Below are 17,493 nucleotides of genomic sequence, written 5' to 3' on the forward strand. Positions count from 1 at the left end.
GACGATCGCCAAGCGCTACCGCGCCGACGAGGCGACCATCGACTTCTCCTCCCAGCTCGGCGCGGTCGCCACGCAGGACGAGACCGAGCTCCTGACGATCAACATGGGGCCGCACCACCCGGCGACCCACGGCGTGCTGCGCCTGTTGACCACGCTCGAGGGCGAGGTCATCCGCGACGTCAAGCCGATCATCGGCTACCTGCACACCGGCATCGAGAAGACCGCCGAGGACAAGGCGTACTGGAAGGCCATCCCCGTCGTCGAGCGGATGGACTACCTGGCGTACTACTTCAACGCCATGGCGTACTGCGGCGCCGTCGAGGACCTCCTCGGCGTCGAGGTCCCCAAGCGCGCCCAGTACCTGCGGGTCATCCACCTGGAGCTCAACCGCATCATGAGCCACCTCGTGTGGCTCGGCACGACGATGCTGGACCTCGGTGCGATCTCGATCCTCTGGTACGCGTTCCGCGAGCGCGAGACGGTGCTCGACCTCTTCGAGTACTCGTCGGGCCAGCGCATGCACACGCGCTACTTCCAGATCGGTGGTGTCGCGGACGACATCCCGGCCGGCTGGGCGGACAAGCTCCAGCGCTTCCTGGACGAGATGCCCACGCGTCTGGACCAGTACGAGGCGATGCTCTCGAAGAACGAGATCATCCTGCAGCGCCTGAAGGACGTCGGGGTGCTCGACGCCGAGAGCCTGCAGGCCTGGGGCGTGTCCGGTCCGCTGCTGCGCGCCGCCGGCGTGCCGTGGGACCTGCGCAAGGCGCAGCCGTACTCGAGCTACGACGACTTCGACTTCAAGATCCCGGTCGGCACGGTCGGCGACAACTACGACCGCTACGCGGTGCGCATCGCCGAGATGCGCGAGTCGGTGAAGATCATCCAGCAGGCGCTGGACGGCCTGCCCGAGGGCCCGGTCATCACCGGCGACCGCAAGGTCGCGCTGCCGCCGCGCCACGAGCTCGCCACCTCGATGGAGGCGCTGATCCACCACTTCAAGCTGGTGACGGAGGGCATGCGCGTCCCCGAGGGCGAGTCGTACTACCCGATCGAGGGCCCGCGCGGCGAGCTCGGCTGCTTCGTCCGCTCCGACGGCTCCAGCAAGCCGGCGCGCGTGCACATGCGCGACCCCTCGTTCGTCAACCTGCAGGCGTTCGGCGACATGGCCCGCGGCGAGTACATCGCCGACATGATCGCCACGCTCGCGTGTCTCGATCCGCTCCTCGGAGGCATCGACCGATGACCATCCGCCGCGACCCGCTCGACCCCAACGAGCGCGAGCTCGTCCGCGAGGGCGCCCCGTCGCCCGCCGGCCCGCGCCGCGCGTACATGCCGGAGCTCCCGGACGGTGCGGACCTCACGCAGGAGGTCGTCCGCTTCGACGGCGGCTCCCGCGTCCCCGGCCAGCACGGCGCCACGGACCTGACGAAGGACCCGGCCGGCGTGCCGGACCCCGCGCAGGTCGAGGTCCCCGCGGCGCTGCGCGCCGAGATCGAGGACTTCATGTCGCGGTACCCGGACTCCCGGTCCGCCGCGATCCCGGCGCTCGCCGCCGCCCAGCGCGTGCACGGCTGGTGCTCGCCGCAGGCGGTCGAGCAGGTCGCCTGCGTGATGCGCCTGACCCCGGCGTACCTGACCGCGGTCGTCGGCTTCTACGACATGCTCGAGGGCACCGAGGTCGGTCGTCAGACGGTCTACGTCTGCACCAACATCTCGTGCTCGCTGCGCGGCGCGGACGACCTGCTCGCCTCGCTCAAGGGCGAGATCGGCGACCACCCGGACGTCAACATCCGGGGCTTCGAGTGCCTCGGCGCCTGCGACATCGCGCCGATGTGCTCCGTCAACGGCACGTACGTCGGGCCGATCGACGCCGACGAGGTCCCCGAGCTCGCCCGTCAGATCATCTCGGCCCAGGACCCGCTGCCCGGCAAGCAGCTCGTCCGCCGGCGCGTCGCCGACGTCGCCGCCAACTCGGACGACGTCGCCCGTGCGTCGCTCGACTCGGGAACCCTCGATCCCGTCTCCCTCGACGGAGGACGTTCCGCATGACCAACCACCTCCTCTTCCAGGACATCGACGAGCCCGGCCTCAGCACCATCGAGGTCTACAAGCGGCGCGGCGGCTACCTGATGGCCGAGCAGGCGCTCGCCATGGCCCGCGACTCGATCATCAGCTCGCTGAAGGACTCCGGCCTGCGCGGCCGTGGCGGCGCCGGGTTCCCGACGGGCCTGAAGGCGTCGTTCATCCCGCAGGGCAAGATGGACAAGTTCCTCGTCTGCAACGCGGACGAGTCGGAGCCGGGGACCTTCAAGGACCGCGAGCTCATGCAGAAGAACCCCCACTCCCTCATCGAGGGGATGATCATCGCGGCCTACGCCGTGGGGGCGAACAAGGCGTTCATCTTCATCCGCGGCGAGTACGTCCAGCAGGCGGAGATCCTCGAGAAGGCGATCGAGGAGGCCAAGGCGGCCGGGTACCTCGGACCGGACGTCATGGGCCGCGGCGTCGAGCTCGACATGTGGGTCCACCGCGGTGCCGGCGCCTACATCTGCGGCGAGGAGACCGGCCTGCTCGACGCGCTCGAGGGCCGTCGTGGCAACCCGCGCCTGAAGCCGCCGTTCCCGGCCAACCAGGGCCTCTACCAGGGGCCGACGCTGATCAACAACGTCGAGACCCTGACGGCGATCACCTACATCCTCAAGGTCGGCGCCGAGGCGTACGCGGCCATGGGGGTCGAGAAGTCCTCCGGCACCAAGCTCATCTCCGTCTCGGGCAATGTCAAGCGCCCGGGCAACTACGAGATCGAGATGGGCATGACGGGCCGGGACATCATCTACGGCCTCGCCGGCGGCATCGAGGACGACCGCGAGGTCCTCCTCTGGTTCCCCGGCGGCTCGTCCTCGCCGGTCCTGACGAAGGACGACCTGGACCTGCCGTACGACTACGACTCGCTCGCGGGTGCGAAGACGATGCTCGGCTCCGGCGCGATCATCGTCGCCCACGACGGCAACTCCGTCGTCGACATCGCCGTGAAGACGGCGAGCTTCTACAAGCACGAGAGCTGCGGCAAGTGCACCCCGTGTCGCGAGGGCACGAGCTGGACCACGAAGATGCTCAAGCGCATCCAGTCCGGCGAGGCCACGCCGATGGACCTCGACGTCATCTCCTCCGTCTGCGAGCAGATCATGGGCAACTGCCTGTGCGTGCTCGGCGACGCGATGGCGATGCCGGTCGCGTCCATGGTCACCAAGTTCCGCCCGCACTTCGAGGCCCACATCGAGCAGGCGCGCGCGGCCAACGAGGCTCGTCTGCTCGCCGAGCTCGACGCCCCGGGCAACGTCCTCCAAGGAATCGCCGCCGACTGATGCCGCGTCCCGAGATCGACCAGATCACGTTCACCGTCGACGGCCGCGAGGTCGAGGCGCCCGCCGGCACGATGCTCGCCGACGCCGCCAAGCTGGGCGACGTCGACATCCCGGTCTTCTGCTACGAGCCCAAGCTCGGCGCTCCGGTCGGCGCGTGCCGCATGTGCCTCGTCGAGATCGAGGGCATCCCGAAGCTCCAGACCGCGTGCTCCACGCCGGTCCGCGACGGCATGGTCGTCGACACGCAGAACCCCCGCGTGAAGGCCGCGCAGGAGTCCGTCGTCGAGTTCCTGCTGCTGAACCACCCGCTGGACTGCCCGGTCTGCGACAAGGGCGGCGAGTGCCCGCTGCAGGACATCTCCTTCGGCTGGGGACGTGGCGAGAGCCGCTTCGTCGAGCCCAAGCGCCACTTCCAGAAGCCGGTGGAGCTGTCGCCGCTGATCGCGATCGACCGCGAGCGCTGCATCCTCTGCTACCGCTGCGTGCGGTTCTCGCAGGAGGTCTCCGAGGACTACCAGCTCGTCCTGCACGAGCGTGGCGCCGACACCTTCGTCGGCACGTTCGACGGCCACCCGTACGTCGCCCCGTTCTCCGGCAACATCATGGAGCTCTGCCCCGTCGGCGCGCTGACGAGCCAGGCCTACCGCTTCCGCGCCCGCCCGTGGGACATCGAGCAGTCCGGGTCGGTCTGCACGCTCTGCCCCGGGCAGTGCAACGTCTCCTACACCGTGCGCGACGACCGGGTCGTCCGCGTCCTCAACCGCCAGAACGACGACGTCGACGACGGCTGGCTCTGCGACCGCGGGCGCTTCGCGTACCAGTCGACCTACGTCGACGAGCGCGTCCAGGGCCCGATGGTCCGCGAGAACGGCCGGCTCGTGCCGTCCAGCTGGGACCGGGCGCTGTCGACCGCCGTCGACATCATCGACGCGGCCGACGGTCGCGTCGGGGCGCTCGCGGGGGGCGGCTCGTCCAACGAGGACGGCTGGCTCCTGCGCCGCCTGATGACCGAGGTCGTCGGCTCCCGGGACTTCGACTCGCGTCCCGCCGGCGTGCTGTCGGCCGGCCTGCAGGCCGCGCTGGACGCCCCCGAGGCGCAGGCCACGGTGGCCGACCTCGAGTGGGCCCACGCGGTGCTCGTGCTCGACACCGAGCCCGTCGACGACATGCCGGTGCTCGACCTGCGCCTGCGCAAGGGCGTGCGGCGCAACGGCGTCCGCCTCGCCGTCGCCACCAGCCGCCCGTCGGCGCTGGACCCCAACGCCGAGCTCTCCGTCCGGTTCGCGCCGGGCGCGGGGGAGGCCTTCGTCTGCGCGCTGGACGCCGCCGTCGGCGGTGTCGGCGACGTCGCCGGCCTGGCCGCGGCCGCCGGAGCGGACCGCGAGGCCGTCGAGGCCCTGGGGCGCATGCTCCGCGAGGCCGGCGAGGACGTCGTCGTGGTCTGGGGCGAGCGCCTGACGCACGCCGCCGACCCCGAGGTCGGCGCCAACGCCGCGCGCGCCCTGCTGAAGGCCTCGGGCCGCCTGGGGCTGCTCGACGGCCGCCGCGGTGCCGGTCTCCTGCAGGTGCCCACCGGCATGAACGCCCGCGGGCTGCGCGAGCTCGGCGTCCTGCCGAACGTCGGCCCCGGCTACAGCGAGCCGGCGCAGGTCGGTCGCTCGTCGCGCGAGATCGCGGTCGCCGCGGCCGCCGGCGAGGTCCGGGCGCTGCACCTGCTGCACGTCGACCCGGTCGCGTCGTACCCCGACCGCGCCTTGTGGGAGGCCGGGCTGGCCGCCGCGACGGGCGTCGTCGCCCACGCGTCGTTCCTGACCGAGGGCGTGCTCGAGCACGCCGACGTCGTCTTCCCGTCCGAGGCCGGCGCCGAGAAGGAGGGCACCGTCACCCACCCCGACGGCCGCCTCCAGCGCCTGCGTCCCGCGGTCGGCAAGCCGGAGGGCACGCTGCCGACGTGGCAGGTGCTCTCGCACCTGATCACCGCGCTCGGCGGCCGCGCCACCGCGCTGACGTCGATGATGATCACGAGCGAGATCGCCGAGGCGGTGCCGTTCTACGCCGGCATCACGCACGACGAGATCGGTGGCTTCGGGATCCGCTGGCAGGAGCGCGAGGCGTCCGACGCCTTCCCCGCCGGCGACTCCGGTCCGTTCTCGCTCGTCGCACCCGTCGCCGCCGCGTCGCCCAACGGCGCCCTGCGCCTGGGCAGCTTCCGGTCGGTGTGGTCCTCGCCCGAGGTCGCCCACGCGCCGGCGCTGAAGTTCCTGGCGCCGAAGCAGCGCGCCGAGCTGAACCCCGACGACGCCGCCGACCGGGGCATCCGCCACGGCCAGCGCGTCACGGTGACGGCGGACGGCACGTCGGTCTCGGCCACCGCGCACCTGCGCACCGCGTCCCCGCGCGGCAGCGTCTTCCTCGAGACGGGTCTCGGCGACCAGAGCGCCTCGGCGCTCCAGAGCACCGAAGCCACCGTCCCGTCGATGGTGACGGTGGAGAGCGCATGACGGCTCTCGTCGCCGCCCCACTGGGCGCAGTCAACTACGCCGAGCCCTGGTGGGCGCAGCTCATCAAGGCGTTCCTGATCTTCGCGATCGGGTTCTCCCTGGTCCCGCTGGTCCTCCTCTACGAGCGCAAGCTGCTGGGCAGGTTCCAGAACCGCCCAGGACCCAACCGCGTCGGCGTCTACGGCTCCATGCAGCCGCTGGCCGACATCGGCAAGCTGCTCTTCAAGGAGCAGTTCAAGCCGCGCGGCGCCATCGGCTGGCTGTTCGTGGCCGCCCCGATCATCTCCATGGTCGCCGCGCTGGCGACGATGCCGCTGATCCCGTTCTCCAACCGGCCGCAGGACATCTTCGGCACGCCGGTCGGCCTGTACGGGCTGGACTCCGAGATCGGCCTGCTGATCTTCTTCGCGTTCTCCGCGATCGGCTCGTACGGCATCCTGCTCGGCGGCTGGTCGTCGGTCTCGAAGTACTCGTTCCTCGGCGCGATGCGCGGCGCGGCCCAGCTGATCTCGTACGAGGCGGCCCAGGGTCTCGCGCTCCTCGGCGTCGTGATGACGACCGGCTCGCTGTCGCTGTCGGCGATCGTGGACCAGCAGGGCGACCAGCACGTCTGGTTCCTCGTCCCGCAGATCGTCGGCGCGTTCATCTTCTTCGTCGCGACGCTGGCGGAGATCAACCGCACGCCGTTCGACCTGCTCGAGGCCGACTCCGAGCTGGTCGGCGGCTTCATGACGGAGTACGGCGGCGGCCGGTTCGCCCTGTACTACGTCGCGGAGTACGTGCACCTGATCGTCGCCGGCGCGATGTTCTCGACGCTGTTCCTCGGCGGCTGGCACATCCCGTTCTGGCAGGGTGCCCCCGGCTTCATCGATCCGTTCGTCGTGCTCGCCAAGACGCTCGTCGTCGTGTCGGTGATCATCTGGATCCGCGCGACGCTGCCGCGGCTGCGGTACGACCAGCTGATGTCCTTCGGGTGGAAGATCCTGCTCCCCCTCGCCACCCTCAACGCCCTCGTGACGGCCCTGTTCGTCGTCGCGCCCTGGTCCTAGTCCGGACCCCGGAGGCACGTATGACCTGGAATCCCGACAGCGACGTCGTCGAGGTGGCCCGCGGCCCCGAGCCCGGTGGGCTCGGTGGCGCGTACCGCGTCTTCGGCGAGACGCTCCGCGGCCTGAAGACCTCGTTCATGCGCGTGGTCGAAGGCACCCACACCGTGGAGTACCCCGAGGAGAAGATCCCGGTGTACCCGCGCTGGCGCGGCCGGCACAAGCTCCACAAGTTCGAGGACACCGGCCTCGAGAAGTGCGTCGGCTGCTCGCTCTGCGCCGCGGCCTGCCCGGCGGACTGCATCCGCGTCGTGGCGGCCGAGAACACCGACGAGAACCGCGTCTCCGGCGGCGAGCGCTACGCGGCGGTCTACGAGATCAACATGAGCCGCTGCATCTTCTGCGGCTACTGCGAGATCGCCTGCCCGTTCGACGCGATCACGATGGGCTCCGACTTCGAGCTGGCGGACTACAACCGCTCCGATCTGATCTTCACGAAGGAGATGCTCCTCGCGGAGCCGATGGTCCGGACGCCGCTGCGGGCGGAAGGGGAGTAGTCGTGGACGAGATCCTCTTCTTCGTCGCGGGCATCGCGGCGGTCGTCGCCGCGGCCGGGACCGTCTTCCTGCGCAACCCGTTCTACGCGGTGCTGTCGCTGGTCGTGCACCTGCTGTCCCTGTCGCTGCTCTTCCTCCTCCTCTATGCGCCGTTCGTGGCCGTCGTGCAGGTCATGGTCTACGTCGGCGCGGTGATGGTGCTCTACGTCTTCGTCAACGCGTACGTCGGCGGGGGGACCGAGCCGCAGGGCGGGGGAGCCCCGACCCTGCGCGCCTTCTCCTACGCGATCGGCCTCACGTTGATCGCCACGATCGGCATCGCGATCCTCGGCTCCGGCCTGCAGGTCATCGACGGCTCGGGCCCGGAGAACGTCCGGGCGTCCTTCGGCTCGCCCTCCGAGATCGGCGAGCTGCTGCTGACGAAGTTCCTGCTGCCGTTCGAGGCCGCGTCGTTCCTGCTGCTGGTCGCCGCCATCGGCGCCGTCGTGCTCGCCCGCCGCCGTCGCGGCGCGCTGCCCGGCGAGGAGCGGATGGTCGCGGCGCTCGACCTGCTGGCGCCCACGGGCACCGGCTCCATGCGCGAGGGCGTCGGCGCGATCAACCCGACCCCGGGCGGCTTCAGCAGCCGCATCACCCCGTCGCAGGGCCCGAGCTCGCCCCCCGGCGAGCACGACGGCGGCGGCGACGACGACGGAGACGCGCGATGAGCACCGGTTGGTACCTGGCGGTCTCCGCCATCGTCTTCGCGATCGGCGCGGCCGGTGTGGCCACGCGCCGCAACCCGCTGCTGATCCTCGTCTGCCTCGAGCTCATGCTCAACGCGGGCAACCTGGCCATCGTGGCCTTCGCCCGGCAGCACGGCACCACCGAGGGGCACGTCTTCGCGCTCGTCGTGATGGTCGTCGCGGCGGCCGAGGTCGTCGTCGGCCTCGGCATCGTCGTGGCCATGTACCGCAACCGCGTCCCCGTGGACGTCGACGAGCTCCGGGAGCTGCACGGATGAGTCCTGCCGAGGCAGCATGGATCGTCCTGGTCCTCCCACTGATCGGCGCGATCGTCCTGGGGCTGGGCTTCAAGAGCTGGCGCGGGATCGGGGCCGGCATCGTCGGCACCGCGTCCGTCGGCCTGGCCTTCGTCTTCACCCTCGTCTCGCTGATCTCGATGCTGGGCCGCGAGGAGGGCCAGCGCCAGATCGCGTCGTCGCTCTACGACTACGTCAAGGTCGGCGGCGTCGACGTGCGGATGGAGATCCTGGTCGATCCCCTCTCGCTCGTGATGCTCCTGGTGGTCACCGGCGTCTCGACGCTGATCCACCTCTACTCCGTCGCGTACATGCGCGGGGACAACGGGTACACCCGCTTCTTCGCGTACCTGAACTTCTTCGTCTTCTCGATGCTGGTGCTGGTCCTGGCCGGCAACTTCGTGATCCTCATCGTGGGCTGGGGCCTCGTCGGCGCCGCCTCGTACATGCTGATCTCGTTCTGGTACCGCCGCGGCACCGCGACGACGGCCGGCATCAAGGCGTTCGTCATCAACGTCGTCGGCGACATCGGCCTCGTGCTCGGCGTCATCCTGCTGCTGCGCCACACCGGCACGGTCGACTTCCTCGAGACGTTCGCCACCGCCAAGGAGACGTTCGGGGAGGGCGGCGACGGGTCGCTGACCGCGGGCCTGCTGCTCGTGATGGTCGGCGCGTTCGCCAAGTCCGCGCAGATCCCGCTGCACACCTGGCTGCCGGACGCCATGGAGGGCCCGACCCCGGTCTCCTCCCTGATCCACGCGGCGACGATGGTGACCGCCGGCGTCTACCTGCTGGCGCGCCTGCACCCGCTGATGGAGCTGTCGCAGACGGCCCAGACGGTCGGCATGGTGGTCGGCGCCGTGACGCTGCTGGTCGCCGGGACGATCGGCCTGGTCCAGACGGACCTCAAGCGCGTCATCGCCTACTCGACGATGTCCCAGATCGGCTACATGATCATGGGCGTCTCGGCCGGGGCGTACTTCGCGTCGATGTTCCACCTGGCCACCCACGCGTTCTTCAAGGCGCTGCTCTTCATGGCGGCCGGCTCCGTCATCGCCGCGATGGCGTCGGAGCAGAACCTGGACAAGATGGGCGGCTTCAAGAAGGCGATGCCGTTCACCTACGCCGCCTTCGTCATCGGCGGCCTGGCACTGGCCGGCATCCCGCCGTTCTCCGGCTTCTTCTCGAAGGACGAGATCCTCGCCGTCATCGGCGAGCAGGGCGGCGCCTACTGGATCCTCTACGCCGCCGGCTACCTCGGCGCGTTCCTCACCGCCGTCTACACCTGGCGCATGATCTTCCGCGCCTTCTGGGGACCCCCGGTCGCCGAGGCGAAGGAGCTCGAGGAGGGCCACCTCCACCACGCCGCGGAGCACCGCAACCCCGCCACGGGCGAGGTCGAGGACACCGGTGTCGGCTTCCCGGGCCCGGACCACCACATCGCCGAGCGTGCCCCCGCGATGAAGCTCGCGATGGGGACGCTGGCGCTGCTGGCGATCTTCGGCGGCCTGCTGGGCATCCCGAAGGTCCTCACGCCGCTGGAGCACTTCCTCGAGCCGTCGTTCGAGTCCGCCCTCGAGGGCCACGCGGTCCACCCGGGCGGCGGCATCATCGTCGTCGGGCTGATCCTCGGCACGGTCGTCGGGCTGCTGGGCATCTACGTCGCCTACGTCATCTGGGCCAAGCCGGCCATGGACGGCCGCGGCGCCACCGCGGTCTCCTCGCAGTGGCAGGCCCGCTTCGCCCCGCTGCACCGCCTGTTCCTGAACAAGTGGTACTTCGACGAGCTGATCGACCTCGTGATCGTCCGACCCGTCCGGTGGTTCGGCCGGTTCGCGCACGACACGTTCGAGCGCCTCGTCGTCGGCGGCGCCATCGTCGGTGGCTCGACCGGCGCCGTCCGCGGCGCGTCCGCCGTCGTGCGACGACTGCAGGGCGGTTACCTGCGGACGTACTCCGCGGTGGTCCTCGTGGGGCTCGCCGCCCTGCTCGTCTACTTCCTGCTCCAGGGCTGATCATGTTGCACCTGTCGATCCTGCTCTGGCTCCCCGCGGCCTTCGGCCTGCTCGGGCTCCTCGTCCCCTCGCGCTCCGCGCGCTGGGTCGGGGTCCTGGGCGCCGTGCTCGCGCTTGCCTTCTCCATCGTCCTGGTCCTGGACTTCGACGCCTCCGGGGCGCCGTTCCAGCACGTCACGGACGCCTCGTGGATCAGCGCCCTCGGCGTCCGCTACCAGCTGGCGATCACCGGGCTGAACGTCTGGCTCGTGCTGCTGACCACGGTCGGCTTCGCCTTCTCGATGATCTGGATCGCCGTCTCGGAGCTCGGGCGGGACCCGCGCGCCAAGCACGTCGTCCTGCACCTCGGCATCGCCCAGTCGGCCGTCCTCGGCGCGCTGCTCGCACAGGACCTGATCCTGTTCGTCGCGTACTTCGACCTGATGCTGATCCCGTTCTTCTTCATCACGGCGCAGTTCGGCAACGGGGATCGCGTGCCGGCGACGATCAAGATGATCGTCTACACGCTCGTCGGCTCCCTGCTGATGCTCGTGGCGGCGATCGCCGTCGGCGTGCTCGCCACGCCGTCCGGCGAGACGGTCTCCTACAACCTCGTCGAGATCGCCAACCGCGGCGTGCCCGGCGGGTCGCAGGGCTGGCTCTTCGCCTGCTTCGCCGCCGCCTTCCTCGTGAAGATGCCGGCGTTCCCGATCCACGGGTGGCTGGCCGACGGGTACCGCGCGATGCCGCTGCCGGTGCTCGCCGTGTTCTCCGGCGTGCTCTCGAAGGTCGCCGTCTACGGCTTCCTGCAGATCGCGCTGCCGATCCTGCCCCAGGGGACCGCGGACCTGCGCTGGGTCGTCCTGATCCTCGCGGTGCTGTCGATCCTCTACGCCTCGACGCTCGCGTTCACGACGTTCAACGCCCGCCTCGTGCTGGCGTACTCGTCGGTCGCGCAGCTCGGCTTCATCACCCTCGGCGTGATGAGCCTGCGACCCGACGGCGCGTCGGGTGCGCTGCTGCAGTCCGTCAACCACGGGGTCGCCGTCTTCGGCGCGTTCCTCGCGGTGGCGATCCTCGGCAGGCGCGCCGGCGGGTCGGAGGACCTGCGGGACATGGGCGGCGCGGCGACGAAGGCCCCGATCTTCGCGGTGCTCTTCGTCGTCGTCTCCTACGCGGTCCTGGCGATGCCGGGCACCGCGAACTTCGTCGGCGAGTTCCTGATCCTCCGCGGCGCCTGGGAGGGCACGGCCCCCGCCCTGGCGATCGTCGCCTCCCTGGGTGTCGCGCTCGCCGCGGTCTACGCCCTGCGGCTGTTCATCCGCAGCTCGCACAACCGCGTCGGCCCGACGATCGAGCCCCGCGAGGGCTCGCGCGTCGAGCTCGCCCTGATGGCGGTCCCGGTCGTGCTGATCGCCGCGCTCGCGCTGCACCCGCAGCAGACCGTCGACGCCGCCGACCGGGCCACCGCACGATCCGTCGTGCGCGCGGCCAACGCCGTCGGCCCCGGTCACGTCCAGAAGATCCTCGAGGCCGATCCCGGGATCGTGGGGGTCGGGGTGCCGCAGACGTTCTCCGAGGCTCCGGCCCCGACGGGCGCGCAGACCGCCGCCACCGGCGGGTCGGGCGCCACCGAGACCACCGGTGGGGCGGCCGGCCAGGGCGGGGCGGCCGTCGACCCGAACACCGGTCAGCCGGTCCAGGTCGACCCGAGCACCGGGCAGCCGTCGACCGGCGGCGCCCAGACCATCCAGATCGATCCGAGCACCGGCCAGCCGGTGGATCCCAGCGTGCAGCCCGAAGGAGCCGGCCGATGATCGCCCTCGCCGCCGCCAAGGCGCCCGACATCGACTGGGCCGGCATCTCGTCGCTCCTGGCGCTCTTCGCCGGTGCCGTCGTCGTCCTCATGGTCGGTCTCCTGCGGGCGCGCTTCGCCCGCCAGACCCTCGTCCCCGCCCTGTCGATCGTCGCGTTCGCCGCCTCGATCGGCCTGGCGATCTGGCAGTGGGACGAGCAGGGCAGCCTGATGTCCGGCGCCCTCGCGCTGGACCCCCTCGCCATGATCGGCGTGATCGGGGTCGGCGTCGCCGGCATCGCCGCCGTCCTGCTCTCGATCGGGGCCACCGCCCCGCGCGAGGCCGCCCACGGCGAGTACCACGCGATGATGCTCGTCTCCGCCGCCGGCATGGCGATGTTCGTCGGCGGCCAGAACCTGATCACGACGTTCCTCGGGCTCGAGCTGCTCTCGATCCCGCTCTACGTCCTCGCGGCCACCGAGCTGCACCGCCGCCGGTCGCTCGAGTCCGGCATGAAGTACCTCATCGTCGGCTCGGTCGGCTCGGCGACGCTGCTCTACGGCTTCGCGCTGATCTTCGGCGCCACCGGGGAGCTCGACTACGGAGCGATCGCCCGCGAGGTCGGCGAGCAGGGGCTCGCCAACGACGTGCTGATGCTCGGCGGCGTGGCGATGATCGTCGTCGGCTTCGCGTTCAAGGCCTCGGTCGCCCCGTTCCACCAGTGGACGCCGGACGTCTACGAGGGCGCGCCGACCCCCGTCACCGCCTTCATGGCGACGGCCACCAAGGTCGCGGCGCTGATCGCCTTCATCCGGCTCTTCGACGTCGCGCTGATCGGCACGTCGGACGCCTGGGGCCCCGCGCTGGCCACCCTCGCCGCGATCGCGATGATCGTCGGCAACGTCGGTGCGCTCGGGCAGAGCTCGCTCAAGCGCCTGCTGGCGTTCTCGTCCGTCGCCCAGGCCGGCTACATGCTGGTGGGCGTCGTCGTGGCCACCCAGCTCGGCGCGCAGGCGACGGTCTTCTACGTCCTCACCTACGTCGTCATGACCGCCGCGGCGTTCGCGGTCGTCGAGGCCGCGGAGCGCGAGACCGGGCACGACGGCGTCGAGGCGCTCGCCGGGCTGGGTCGGCGCAAGCCGCTCCACGGCGTCGCGCTGACCCTGGCCATGCTCGGTCTCGCCGGCGTCCCGGCCACCGTCGGCTTCGTCGCCAAGCTGCGCATCGTGCAGGCCGCCGTCGACGGCGACTACACGTGGCTGGCCATCGTCCTCGTCGTCGGCTCGATGATCTCGTTCGTCTACTACCTCCGGGTCGTCGCCCAGGTCTGGGCCGACGAGGCACCGGCCGGCGAGGCCGTCGTCCGGACCCAGACCGTCGAGGTCGAGGCGCCCGAGACCCTGCCGACCAGCACCGTCGCCGCGGACCCGAAGGGCACGCCCGCCGCGGCGGTGCCGTCGGCCGCGGCGCTCGCCGTCGCGGGCGGCTCGCAGCTGCCGATGACGATCGTCGCCGTCGTCGCCGGCGCGGCCATCGTCGTCCTCGGCGTGGTCCCCGGTCCGCTGATGACGGTCGTCGAGGACGTCGCCCGGGCCGTCTCCGGCCTCGTCGCCTAGGACGACGACCTACGGACCCTGCCGGAGACGGCGGGCCGCGGCGCGGCACGAGGGCCCGGCGGAAGCGCCGGGCCCTCGTGCGTCCGGGGTCGTCGGGCCGGCGGAGCCGCCGGCGAGCGACGCAGGTCGGTGCCGCGGGGCGGCGCGTCGCTGCGTCGGTGCGGGGCGACGGCCGAGCGACGCAGGTTGGTGCTGCGGGGCGGGGCGTTGCTGCGTCGGTGCGGGGCGACGGCTGACCGACGCAGGTTGGTGCTGCGGGGCGGCACGTTGCTGCGTCGTTGCGGGGCGCCGGCCGAGCGACGCAGGTTGGTGCTGCGGGGCGGCACGTTGCTGCGGCGTTGCGGGGCGACGGCGGACCGATGCAGGTTGGTGCCGTGGGGCGGCACGTTGCTGCGGCGTTGCGGGGCGCCGGCCGACCGACGCAGGTTGGTGCCGTGGGGCGGCACGTCGCTGCGTCGGAGCGGGACGACGGCTGACCGACGGAGGTTCGTGGCGTCGGCCGGCACGTTCCTGCGTCGCCGGAGCAGTAGCCCTGCCACCGGTCGGCGGGGGCGGGATCGGGGGGGCCCGCCCCAGCCCGCCCCAGCCCCGCCCCGACCTCAGCGGGCGTCGGCGATCCGGTTGGCGCGGGCCACCGCGCGCGCCTTGGCGCGCGTCTTCGCCCGGGCGTGGGCCTTGGACCGGGCACGCGCCTTGGCGCGCTTCTTCGCCTTGGCCTTCGCGGCGGCCTTGGCCTTCTTCGCTGCGACGGTCTGCTTCTTCGTCTTCGCGGCACCCGGCCGGGCGATGGCCGGAAGCGGCGCCGAGGCCGTCGCCGTGGCGGTGGCGGTCGCGGTGGCCGTCGAGGCGGCGGGGGTGCCGACCGACACGGTCGCGCTGGCCTTGACGGTGGCCGAGGCCGTGACCGCCGGGGACGGGGTGTTCGCTGCGGGGACGGGGGCCGCGCCCCGCCGCGTGCCCGTCGGCAGCAGCGGGTCCAGGGCGGTGGGCACGGGGCCGGGGGCCGCGCACGTGCGGGCGCTGACGCACGGGTCGATGACGCGCAGGGCCTTCGTCCAGCTGCCCTTCACGCCGTCGGCACCGGGGATCGAGGCGATGTCCCAGACGTAGCGCCCGCCGGCGGACCAGTAGGGCAGGTCGGCGTCCTTGGCGAACTGCACCCCCGGGTCGGTCTGTCCGAGCGACGGACGGTCGACGGAGCTCTCCTGCTCGATGTGCCAGGAGTCCGGGGTCGTGTCGATGACGAAGAGCCCGTAGTGGGCCATCGCCCGGAGCAGCACCTTCGCGTGCGCGGGGACGTCGAGCCCCGCGATCTCGGCGTCGGTGTAGCCCAGCTGGAAGCGCTGCCCCAGGGCCGGCGCGCCGAGGTTGAGCTCGCCGAGCTCGGAGCACTCGTGCTCGCCGTCGTCCGCGGTCCGGGTCGACGGGTAGACCGACCGGCCGTTCGTGCACTTCGCCGAGATGTAGAGCGCGTGCGGGATGTCCCCGTCGATCAGCTCCTCCGGGCGGACGATCCCGCCCGCGACGCCCATGCCCGCCGCGCTGGCGGTGTCGTACGGGTCGGCGACCTGCCCGTTGCCGCGGAGGTCGGCGCGGCCGCCCCACTCGGCCGTCAGGGTGCCGCCGCCGGTCGCGGCGCGTCCGACGTGCCACAGGTCGTAGGACCAGCCCGAGGCCTGGTCGACGACGACCATGTGCCGGTCGGGAGCCGGGCCGGGCTTCGCGCCCTCGGGGATGCGGATCGTCGTGCCGTTCAGCGGGTTCCGGCCCCAGCTGCCGCCGTTGCGCGGGTCCTGCGTCAGGCGGACCGTGAACTCCGGGTCGCTCGGGCGGGCGTAGTAGAGCGGCTTGGCGCCACGGCCCTGGCCGTCGGCGCCGGGCCCGAACTCCATCGTGCCCGGTGCCCCGAACGCGTTCAGGCGCGAGACGACGAGGGCCGAGTCGGGCGTGGTCCGGGGGTCCCGGGGGAGAAGGCGCTGGTTGAACGGACTGTCGTCGGCGAACGGGCGCCAGCACGCCCCGGGGTGCGCGGCGGCGCTGAACGCCCCGAGATCGGCGCATCCCTCGCGGACGACGCCGGCCGACGCCGCGGGGGTGCCGGCGCCGAGGGCCGCGACGGCCGTCACGACGGCCACGCCCGCGGCGCGGCCGCGGAGGACGCCGCGCATGCGGGCCGCCCGACGGGGCTGCGGGACGGCTGCGCGCGGGGGCGTGGTACCGAGGGGGGACGGGGCCATGGTCCACCCATCGTCGTCGGCCGGGGGAGGGTTCAGCAAGAGGCTGTGTGTCAAACGGGTGTCTAGGCCGACTCTGGACGGACGTTGAGTGACACGAGATGCGTGCTCGTCACACGGCGGCCCGGCGGACACCGTCGACCGTGGCCCGAATCGGCCCGTGTGAACAGCGTTTGCGCCCGTCGGAGGAACTCGCGACCCGACGTGCCGTGCTGGTCCAGGGCGGGTCCCGGTGGCGCACCGCGCCCGTTGGCAGGGTGCTCGATCGGGCCGTTCCGGGTCGCATCTGGACGGCTGGTGGACGCTCCGGGCGCCCCGACGGGTCCCACCTGTGACGGTCCTCCGCACGGAACGGTGGGCCCGAGGGGGACGCGGGCCCCCCGATCGATGGTGACCGGGTGAACGCGCGGTCCCCCGTCGGCTCCGATGCCCGGACGATGGTGCGGCTCCCGACGGACCGGCACGATGAACGAGTCCGTCCAGCGACCCAGATGGCTCTCCAGAGCGATCACCCCGACCTGATGCTCACGATCGATCCCTCCCTCGCCGCCGCGGCGTACGACCGCAGCCCCTTCGCCGTCGGCCACGGCGCGCACACGCACCCGCTGCTGACGCTCGAGTCGCTCGTCGCGCTCGCCGGGACCCACCCGGCCGACGCGGTGGAGCACAACCTCGGTGCCGTCCCCGTCGCGCTCCCGGGGGGCGAGGCCCCGCGCCTGGAGCTCGAGCCCGCCCAGGTGCTGGCCGAGATCGCGGCGAACGGCTCGTGGCTCGTGCTGAAGAACGTCGAGCGCGACGACCGCTACCGCGCGCTCCTGGACGAGTTGCTCGACGAGGCCGCGGGCCAGCTCCCGGGGGAGGAGGGCACGGCGCTGCACCGCGAGGCGTTCATCTTCGTCTCGGCGCCCGGCGCGATCACGCCGGCGCACGTCGACCCCGAGCAGAACATGCTCCTGCAGGTCCGGGGGACGAAGGCCATGCACGTCGGCCGCTTCGCCGACGACGAGTCGCGGGCGCGGGAGCTCGAGCGCTTCTACGCCGGCCACCACCGCAACCTGCAGACCCGCCCGGTCGACGAGGAGACCTTCGACCTGCACCCGGGTGAGGGGGTCTACGTGCCGCCGAACGCCCCGCACTGGGTCCAGAACGGTGACGACGTGTCGATCTCGCTCTCCGTCACGTGGCGTACCCGGAGCACCGGGCGCACCGGCGCGATCCTGGCGATGAACCACCGCATCCGGTCGGCCGGCCGTCGGCCGCATGCGCCGGGCGTCTCGCGCCCGCGCGACGCCGCCAAGGTCGCCGTGCACCGCGCGATGGCGGTCGGTGCGCGGGTCCGCGGGCGGGCGTAGGGCGGACG

General features: G+C 72.0%; 13 protein-coding genes. 12 read left to right on the forward strand and 1 reads right to left on the reverse strand.

The genetic code is table 11. From position 1 onward, the window contains the following. Positions 1 to 4 precede the first annotated feature (4 nt). The 11 genes from nuoD to Q7T67_RS02330 are packed head-to-tail and all read left to right on the forward strand — an operon-like array spanning position 5 to position 13,899. A complete protein-coding gene (nuoD, locus tag Q7T67_RS02280; RefSeq protein WP_370695342.1) occupies positions 5 to 1,246 on the forward strand; it encodes an NADH dehydrogenase (quinone) subunit D in 1,242 nt (413 codons plus the stop codon). Continuing rightward, the gene (locus Q7T67_RS02285) at positions 1,243 to 2,052 is read left to right on the forward strand and encodes an NAD(P)H-dependent oxidoreductase subunit E (protein WP_304785713.1); all 810 of its coding nucleotides are present in this window, start codon (positions 1,243 to 1,245) and stop codon (positions 2,050 to 2,052) included. Before nuoD ends, Q7T67_RS02285 begins: the two co-directional genes overlap by 4 nt. Continuing rightward, the gene (gene nuoF, locus Q7T67_RS02290) at positions 2,049 to 3,368 is read left to right on the forward strand and encodes an NADH-quinone oxidoreductase subunit NuoF (RefSeq protein ID WP_304785714.1); all 1,320 of its coding nucleotides are present in this window, start codon (positions 2,049 to 2,051) and stop codon (positions 3,366 to 3,368) included. The genes Q7T67_RS02285 and nuoF overlap by 4 nt, the downstream gene beginning before the upstream one ends. Next, positions 3,368 to 5,869, forward strand: a complete 2,502-nt coding sequence (nuoG, locus tag Q7T67_RS02295; protein WP_304785715.1) for an NADH-quinone oxidoreductase subunit NuoG — start codon at positions 3,368 to 3,370, stop codon at positions 5,867 to 5,869. Before nuoF ends, nuoG begins: the two co-directional genes overlap by 1 nt. Next, positions 5,866 to 6,918: an NADH-quinone oxidoreductase subunit NuoH gene (nuoH, locus tag Q7T67_RS02300; RefSeq protein WP_304785716.1), complete on the forward strand. Its 1,053-nt coding sequence runs from the start codon at positions 5,866 to 5,868 to the stop codon at positions 6,916 to 6,918. Before nuoG ends, nuoH begins: the two co-directional genes overlap by 4 nt. 20 nt (positions 6,919 to 6,938) lie before the next feature. Next, positions 6,939 to 7,472 carry an NADH-quinone oxidoreductase subunit NuoI gene (gene nuoI, locus Q7T67_RS02305; protein ID WP_304785717.1) on the forward strand — a complete coding sequence of 178 codons (534 nt, stop codon included), beginning with the start codon at positions 6,939 to 6,941 and terminating at the stop codon, positions 7,470 to 7,472. Positions 7,473 to 7,474: 2 nt separating this feature from the next. Beyond that, positions 7,475 to 8,179, forward strand: coding sequence for an NADH-quinone oxidoreductase subunit J (locus Q7T67_RS02310; RefSeq protein WP_304785718.1), 705 nt, complete (start codon positions 7,475 to 7,477; stop codon positions 8,177 to 8,179). Further along, positions 8,176 to 8,475: an NADH-quinone oxidoreductase subunit NuoK gene (nuoK, locus tag Q7T67_RS02315; protein WP_304785719.1), complete on the forward strand. Its 300-nt coding sequence runs from the start codon at positions 8,176 to 8,178 to the stop codon at positions 8,473 to 8,475. The genes Q7T67_RS02310 and nuoK overlap by 4 nt, the downstream gene beginning before the upstream one ends. Next, positions 8,472 to 10,508, forward strand: coding sequence for an NADH-quinone oxidoreductase subunit L (gene nuoL / locus Q7T67_RS02320; RefSeq protein WP_304785720.1), 2,037 nt, complete (start codon positions 8,472 to 8,474; stop codon positions 10,506 to 10,508). Before nuoK ends, nuoL begins: the two co-directional genes overlap by 4 nt. A gap of 2 nt (positions 10,509 to 10,510) precedes the next feature. Further along, a complete protein-coding gene (locus Q7T67_RS02325; protein WP_304785721.1) occupies positions 10,511 to 12,304 on the forward strand; it encodes a NuoM family protein in 1,794 nt (597 codons plus the stop codon). Beyond that, positions 12,301 to 13,899: an NADH-quinone oxidoreductase subunit N gene (locus Q7T67_RS02330; protein WP_304785722.1), complete on the forward strand. Its 1,599-nt coding sequence runs from the start codon at positions 12,301 to 12,303 to the stop codon at positions 13,897 to 13,899. Before Q7T67_RS02325 ends, Q7T67_RS02330 begins: the two co-directional genes overlap by 4 nt. Positions 13,900 to 14,498: 599 nt before the next feature. Here the strand turns inward: Q7T67_RS02330 and Q7T67_RS02335 are convergent. Continuing rightward, on the reverse strand, positions 14,499 to 16,136 hold the full coding sequence (locus Q7T67_RS02335) for a hypothetical protein (RefSeq protein ID WP_304785723.1): 1,638 nt from the start codon (positions 16,134 to 16,136) through the stop codon (positions 14,499 to 14,501). Between the two features lie 488 nt (positions 16,137 to 16,624). Between Q7T67_RS02335 and Q7T67_RS02340 the strand changes: the two genes are divergently transcribed. Then, positions 16,625 to 17,485, forward strand: coding sequence for a JmjC domain-containing protein (locus Q7T67_RS02340; protein WP_304785724.1), 861 nt, complete (start codon positions 16,625 to 16,627; stop codon positions 17,483 to 17,485). Positions 17,486 to 17,493: the final 8 nt, after the last annotated feature.

Source organism: Patulibacter sp. (assembly GCF_030655195.1).
GTDB lineage: Bacteria > Actinomycetota > Thermoleophilia > Solirubrobacterales > Solirubrobacteraceae > Patulibacter.